We start from the raw sequence: 6,511 nt of genomic DNA, 5'->3' as shown, positions 1-6,511 counted from the left end.
AGCCAGGCTTGCCGGCGAAGGCGCTCTTAAGGACGCCTTCGCCGGCAAGCCTGGCTCCTACAGGTCCGATTTACCCTTAACTGACTGGCATTACGCTAAACCCGGCCAATCCATTGCCGATAGCTCTTGGCCTGGCGATGAGACTTCAGCTGATTGCCGATCAATGCCATGAGTGGCGACGTCCTGGGTTTTGTCCTTTTGCCTTGGCTCAACAGGCCGAGTTGCTTCTTGATCACCGACGCCACTGCAAGCGACGCCAGCGCCTTATTCTTCCAGCGGACGACGATGGGCTCCACTTCGGTGTCCTGACCTGCCATCCACTGGCTGGGCAGGGCCGGCTCGATTGCCAATGCAGTGGCAAGCCCCACCATCGACACCGAGCCGCTCACCGCTCGCTCCGCGACCTCCTTTCTGCGCACGCCGCCGGTGACCATCAGCGGCATGCGCGCTATTTCTCCTATTTTTTCCGCGAACTCCAGAAAATAGGCTTCTCGAGCCAAGCGGCTGCCATCGCGGGTTTGCCCCTGCATCGCCGGGCTTTCATAGCTGCCACCGGACAACTCGACCAGGTCGACCGCCTTGGCGTTGAGCATTTCCACCACGCGAGCCGCATCCTCGGCATCGAAACCACCGCGCTGAAAGTCAGCGGAATTGAGCTTCACAGCGACGCAAAAGATCGGTGCCACTTGCTGACGTATTGCGTCGATGGTTTGCAGGAGAATTTGCGCACGATTTTCCAGGCTGCCACCCCAGCGGTCGCTACGCCGGTTGGTCAAGGGCGAAAGGAATTGGCTGAACAGGTAACCATGCGCTGCATGAATCTCCACGCCGGTGAATCCGGCACGCTCAGCCAACACTGCAGCCTGGGTATAGCGCGTGATCAGCTCTTCGATCTCCTGCTCAATCAAGGCCCTGGGCGGCACAAATGCCTTTGATAGTCCGGGAATGTCGACAGCTACCGCGGAGGGCCCCCGTGCCGATTGCCCCATGGAAGCCAACAGCTGCCTTCCGGGATGATTGATTTGCATCCAGGCCTGGGCTCCACGACTGCGGCAAGCATCGGCCCATAACCTGAATTGGCTCAGGTTCCGATCGTCCTCAAGCACCACGCCAGCCGGTCCGGTCAAGGCGTGGCGATCAACCATGACGTTGCCAGTGATGATCAGGCCGGCCCCGCCCTCCGCCCAACGGCGATAGAGCTTAACCAGCGCTTCCCCTGGTGCGTGATCCTCATTGGCAAGATTCTCCTCCATGGCAGCCTTGGCGATTCGGTTTGGAATCACCGTGCCGTTAGGCAAAAGAAGCGGTTTGAAGAGGTTTGAGCCGGTCATGTTCTGTCCTTCAGCTGATGAGAATTCGGCCAGCCATCGCTAAGGGTCATACCGTTTGAGCACCGTCTGCGCAGTGCTTGCTCAGGTTGTTGAGGTCCTGGTTTGCATCGATGGGCCGGCTGATGACCTGCCGGGACGGCGAGCCAGAAACACGATATAGCTGAACACGCGTGTTCAGTTGTGTCAATGCGTAGAACCCTTCAACGATCCTGCCTCCAATCTACCCATCCGGTTTTTACGCCATAGAAAGGATCTCATTGAGAAAAACGTATTTAATTCAAAAAACGTTGTTGACTGAAACTGAACACAAGTGTTCAATCAGGCCATAAGGTAATCCTGGAGAGAGAACCGTGGAATCCCTGAATCCAACACAGCGCCGCATTCATCAAGCCGCCTTTCGCCTGTTCGCTGAAAGAGGCACCTCACAAGTGAACATTCTTGACCTCGCACAAGAGGCAGGCGTGGCGCGCGGAACGGTCTATAGCAACATCGACAGCATGGAAAGCCTGTTTGAGGCGGTCGCCAGCCATCTCGCGAAGGAGATGCATGAGCGCGTCAACAAGAGCTTCAATTCCCTCTCTGATCCGGCTCAGCGCCTTGCCAATGGCATTCGATTGTTCATTCGTCGAGCGCACGAGGACTCCCAGTGGGGGGCGTTCATCCATAAATTCGCCATGAGCAATGCTTCGTTGCGTGAAATGTTCAGCAGCCAAGCGACAACGGATCTTCTCAGCGGGCTGTCCAGTGGGCGGTACACGTTTGAAAAGGAGCAATTGCTCTCGGTGCTGACGCTGATATCGAGCAGCGTCCTCGGCTCGATTTTCCTGGTGCTGGAAGGGCACAGAACGTGGCGCGAATCGGGCTCTGACACGGCCGAGCTGGTGCTGCGGGCATTGGGTGTGTCACCAGAGGAGGCTCGTGCGCTGGCGACCACAGAGTTGCCGGTACTTCCTTCTCTCGACTGAATTAGTCAAACGACCCAACTAGACACTCCTGGATTTTCAGGGGTGCGGGGACGGCTTTACCCTGAAAACCCGGAAAACAACAACAATGACTAACAAAAATGAATTGCCCCGGTTAGCCACACCACAGCCTGCCCGGCATCCGCAACCGACGGTGAAGGCTCAGGACCTGACTCACCTGATCTTTCAACGGCCGGACTTGAACGAGGCGGCGCGGTTCCTGACGGATTTCGGCCTGACGGTCAGTCAGCAGGACGCCGATACGCTTTACCTGCGCGCCGCCGACCCTACTGCATACTGTTACCGCGTCCATCGTGCAGAACAGGCACGTTTTGTCGGGTTCGGACTGGCAGTCCAGTCGCTCAAGGATCTGGAAAAACTGACGCGAATCCCAGGCGCGTCATCGGTCGAGAAATCCGAACATCCGGGTGGCGGGTATTACGTCAGGCTGACCGATCCCTCGGGTTTCATTGTGGAAGCTGTTTGCGACCAGACCGCCGGTATAACGCTGGGACACAGAGCTCCTCTTCCCTGGAATCTGGCGCAGGAGCAACCGCGAATCAACGCCACGCAGCGCCCGCCGATTGCTCCGTCTGAAGTACTCAAACTGGGCCACATCGTCATCGAAGTGGCTGACTACCAGGCGACCTGTGCCTGGTATACGAAGCATTTCGGGTTGATTCCCAGCGATGTGCAGGTACTCCCCGATGGCACGCCTATTGTCACCTTTTTGCGCCTTGACCTTGGTGACATTCCGGCGGATCACCATACGCTCGCGATAGCGCAAGGGTTCATGGCGACCTATAGCCATAGCGCCTATGAGGTTGTCGATGCAGATGCTGTGGGAATGGGGCAGCGCGTCCTGCGCGAGCGCGGTTGGGTGCACTCGTGGGGCATCGGTCGACACATTCTGGGCAGTCAGATCTTCGATTACTGGCAAGACCCTTGGGGCGATAAGCACGAGCATTACTGCGACGGGGATATTTTCACGGCTGCACGGCCCATGGGCATTCATCCGGTGAGCCCCGAGGCAATGGCGCAGTGGGGGCAGCGCATGCCCAAGCTTTTTACAAAACCGAAGATGAGCCTGGCCAATCTGCGTGCGCTATTTCGCAACCTGCGACGCAGTCCGGACTTGAGCATTCGCAAGTTGATAACGCTCATGCGGATGTTCGGGTAGAGCTGCCGCCATGTCAGGCAATGCAACCAGATATGGTCGGCGGGATGTGCTCAAAGCCGGCGCCTTGATCGTCGGCGGCTCGTTGGTCTACAGCGTTGCCAGCCCCCCCTCAGAACAACACCACAGTTCTCGCGCCGCCGAGCACGAGACAAACGCCGCTCCAGGAGTACCTTCAATGTCTGCTGTACACGTAGTCCGCTTCGAATTTCAGAACGGTATCCACTGGGGCGTGCTACGCCAGGGCCGTATCACGGTTGTCCCCGGTGCATTTGAAACCACCGGTGATTTCATTCGCCAGAACAGTATCGATGACCTCGCTCAATTGAAGGGTACGGAGCTTGCAGAGGGCGAAGTGAAACTGCTGTCGCCGGTGACCCGTAACCAGCAGTTCGTCTGCCAGGGCGCCAATTACCGTCAGCACATGATCGAGTCGGGCATGGACCCGGATGCGAAGAAATTCAACATGATCTTCACCAAGGCGACGAGTTGCCTGGTGGCGGCTGACAGCGACCTGATCAAGCCGCGCAACGTGCGCTTCCTCGACTACGAAATCGAACTGGGGCTGGTGATGAAGCGCTCGATCACCGGCGCTGTTGCTGTCACCGACGCCAATCTGCATGAGTTCATTGCAGGCGTCGTCATCGTTAATGATTACTCGGCTCGCGACATTCAGATTCCCCAGATGCAGTTCTACAAGGGCAAGAGCTTCCGCACTTTCGGCCCGGTCGGCCCGTACCTCTGCCTTCTGGATGCCACGAACATTCATTACCTGAAAGCGCTGCAGCTGCGCCTGACGGTCAACGACCAGGTGCGACAGAACGACAGCACGGCCAACCTGGTTTACGGCCCCGCTGAAACCCTTACCGAACTCTCCGCCCTGCAAGATTTCGCTGCTGGAGACCTGATCGCCACCGGTACGCCTGCCGGCTGTGCGCTAACGGTCCCTTCGCCTGCCAAGCAGCGTATTGCGGCCCTGATGCCAGAAGCCACCAAGTGGAAGCTTTTCCTCAAGGCGCAAGAGGGCCGGACGCAATATCTCAAGTCAGGTGACGTAGTCGAGGCGCGCATTCGCAGCGCCGATGGTGTGATCGACCTCGGCGTGCAACGCAACCGAGTCGTGGAGGAAGCCTGATGGTTGTGCAGACCCTGAGTGACATCGAAAGTCTCGAACAAGTCCCCCTGTCGGAACGTGGCTTGGCTTGCAGCACTTATGAAGCGCTGCGACAGGCAGCCCGGTGCTCCCCTCAGGCACCGGCGCTGAGCTTCTTCGCCGATGCCGCCGATTTCAGGCGTACCTACAAGTGGAACTACTCCCAGCTCTTCGCGGATATCACCCGCGCGGCGAATGCCTTCAATGACTTGGGTATAAAACCGGGCGAGGTGCTTGCCTTTATCTTGCCCAATCTGCCGGAGACCCATTTCACGATATGGGGCGGGGAGGCGGCGGGCATCGTCATGGCGATCAATCCTCTGCTCGAGGCCAAGCAGATAGCTGGCTTGCTGGATGCCGCGAAGGCCTCCGTGGTGGTGACGCTCGCGCCGACGGCGGGCAGCGATCTGTGGCCCAAACTGGCTTCGCAGCTGGATCAGTTACCCATCGTCAGGTCTGTCGTTTGGGTCAGCATGGAGCCTTATGTCGCCGAACCCGTGCGTGGGGCCCTGAAAGCAGCGGCACTGAAGGAACGAGACTTACACCGAGATATCGCGATCCACGATTGGCAATCGCTGATGAGTACTCAGCCGCACACACACCTGAAGAGCGGTCGGCAAATCCGCCGGGATGAGTGCTCTTCCTACATCTGTACGGGCGGCACCACCGGGCTCCCGAAGATCGCCGCGCGTACCCATGGCTCGGAAGTATTCAATGCATGGGCCATGTCTGCTCATCTGCAGCCACGCAGTGGTGGCCAGGTGATCTTTTGTGGCCTGCCGCTGTTTCATGTCAATGGACAACTGGTGACGGGGCTGATGCCCTGGACTCAAGGCGACCATGTGATCCTCGGGACGCCTCATGGCTATCGTGGCGAGGGGGTGATCCCGCGATTCTGGGAAATGGTCGAGCATTTCGGTATCAACTTCTTTTCCGGCGTGCCAACTGTCTATGCCGCACTTTTGCAAAATGAATGCGAGGGCCGCGACCTGTCCAGCCTTCGCTATGCAATGTGTGGCGCCGCACCCATGCCGGCTGAGCTGTTCCGGGAGTTCGAGCGCCGGACCGGGGTAAAGATCCTTGAAGGTTACGGTCTGACTGAGGGCGCCTGCGTTTCCTCGATCAATCCGCCCCATGGCGAGCGCCATATCGGCTCCATCGGGATACGGATCGCCTACCAGAATATGCGCGCGGTCGTGCTCAATGATGCTGGAGAGTACCTGCGCGACGCCAACGTGGATGAGATCGGCCTCATCACGATCAGTGGCCCGAATGTCTTCAATGGCTATCTGGAGGAGCGTCATAACCAGGGCCTTTGGATCGATATCGACGGTCAGCGCTGGCTGAATACGGGCGATCTGGGGCGTGAGGATGCTCAGGGTTACTTCTGGCTGACCGGACGCAAGAAGGAGTTGATCATTCGCGGCGGTCACAACATCGATCCCAAGCAAATCGAGGAGGCTCTGCAAGCGCATCCCGCCGTCGCCTTGGCCGCTGCAATCGGCAGCCCCAATGCCTACTCGGGCGAGGTGCCGGTCGCCTACGTTCAACTGCGCCCCGGGCAAGTTTGCAACGCCGAAGAACTTGAGGCATTCGCTCATCTCAATATCAGCGAGCGGGCAGCCGTGCCCAAGCGCATTGAAATCCTCGATGCGTTGCCACTGACTGCCGTGGGCAAGATATTCAAGCCCGCTTTGCAACAGCGGGAGATTGCCAAAGTAGTCCAGGAGGAAGTGGAACGCCTGGGGCTTTCGAATATTGCTGTTGAGGTCGTGCAGGACAATCGCCGTGGGCATGTCGCCTGCATCCGGGCCGGAACTGCCCAAGAAGTCCTGGCTCCGCTTTTGGGGCGCTATAGCTTTCAAACCGAGTGGCTTAATTGAGTCTC

Annotated in this window: 5 protein-coding genes; 4 read left to right on the top strand and 1 reads right to left on the bottom strand. The window is 58.3% G+C overall.

Going from position 1 to position 6,511, the window contains the following annotated elements; translation table 11 throughout:
• Positions 1–95 precede the first annotated feature (95 nt).
• Positions 96–1,331 carry an NADH:flavin oxidoreductase/NADH oxidase family protein gene (locus NHU87_RS27570; protein ID WP_253554684.1) on the bottom strand — a complete coding sequence of 412 codons (1,236 nt, stop codon included), beginning with the start codon at positions 1,329–1,331 and terminating at the stop codon, positions 96–98.
• A gap of 350 nt (positions 1,332–1,681) precedes the next feature.
• Here NHU87_RS27570 and NHU87_RS27565 point away from each other — a divergent pair, with 350 nt between their 5' ends.
• The 4 genes from NHU87_RS27565 (at position 1,682) to NHU87_RS27550 (ending at position 6,506) form a co-directional block, all read left to right on the top strand.
• Positions 1,682–2,296, top strand: coding sequence for a TetR/AcrR family transcriptional regulator (locus NHU87_RS27565; protein ID WP_030130673.1), 615 nt, complete (start codon positions 1,682–1,684; stop codon positions 2,294–2,296).
• Positions 2,297–2,381: 85 nt separating this feature from the next.
• Positions 2,382–3,473: a VOC family protein gene (locus NHU87_RS27560; RefSeq protein WP_253554682.1), complete on the top strand. Its 1,092-nt coding sequence runs from the start codon at positions 2,382–2,384 to the stop codon at positions 3,471–3,473.
• Between the two features lie 175 nt (positions 3,474–3,648).
• Positions 3,649–4,605, top strand: coding sequence for a fumarylacetoacetate hydrolase family protein (locus NHU87_RS27555; protein WP_253554679.1), 957 nt, complete (start codon positions 3,649–3,651; stop codon positions 4,603–4,605).
• Positions 4,605–6,506 carry an acyl-CoA synthetase gene (locus tag NHU87_RS27550; protein ID WP_253554676.1) on the top strand — a complete coding sequence of 634 codons (1,902 nt, stop codon included), beginning with the start codon at positions 4,605–4,607 and terminating at the stop codon, positions 6,504–6,506. Before NHU87_RS27555 ends, NHU87_RS27550 begins: the two co-directional genes overlap by 1 nt.
• Positions 6,507–6,511: the final 5 nt, after the last annotated feature.

The sequence above is a fragment of the Pseudomonas mandelii genome (assembly GCF_024138395.1).
Taxonomy (GTDB): Bacteria; Pseudomonadota; Gammaproteobacteria; order Pseudomonadales; family Pseudomonadaceae; genus Aquipseudomonas; species Aquipseudomonas mandelii_E.
This window is presented reverse-complemented; position numbering and strand designations above follow the sequence as displayed.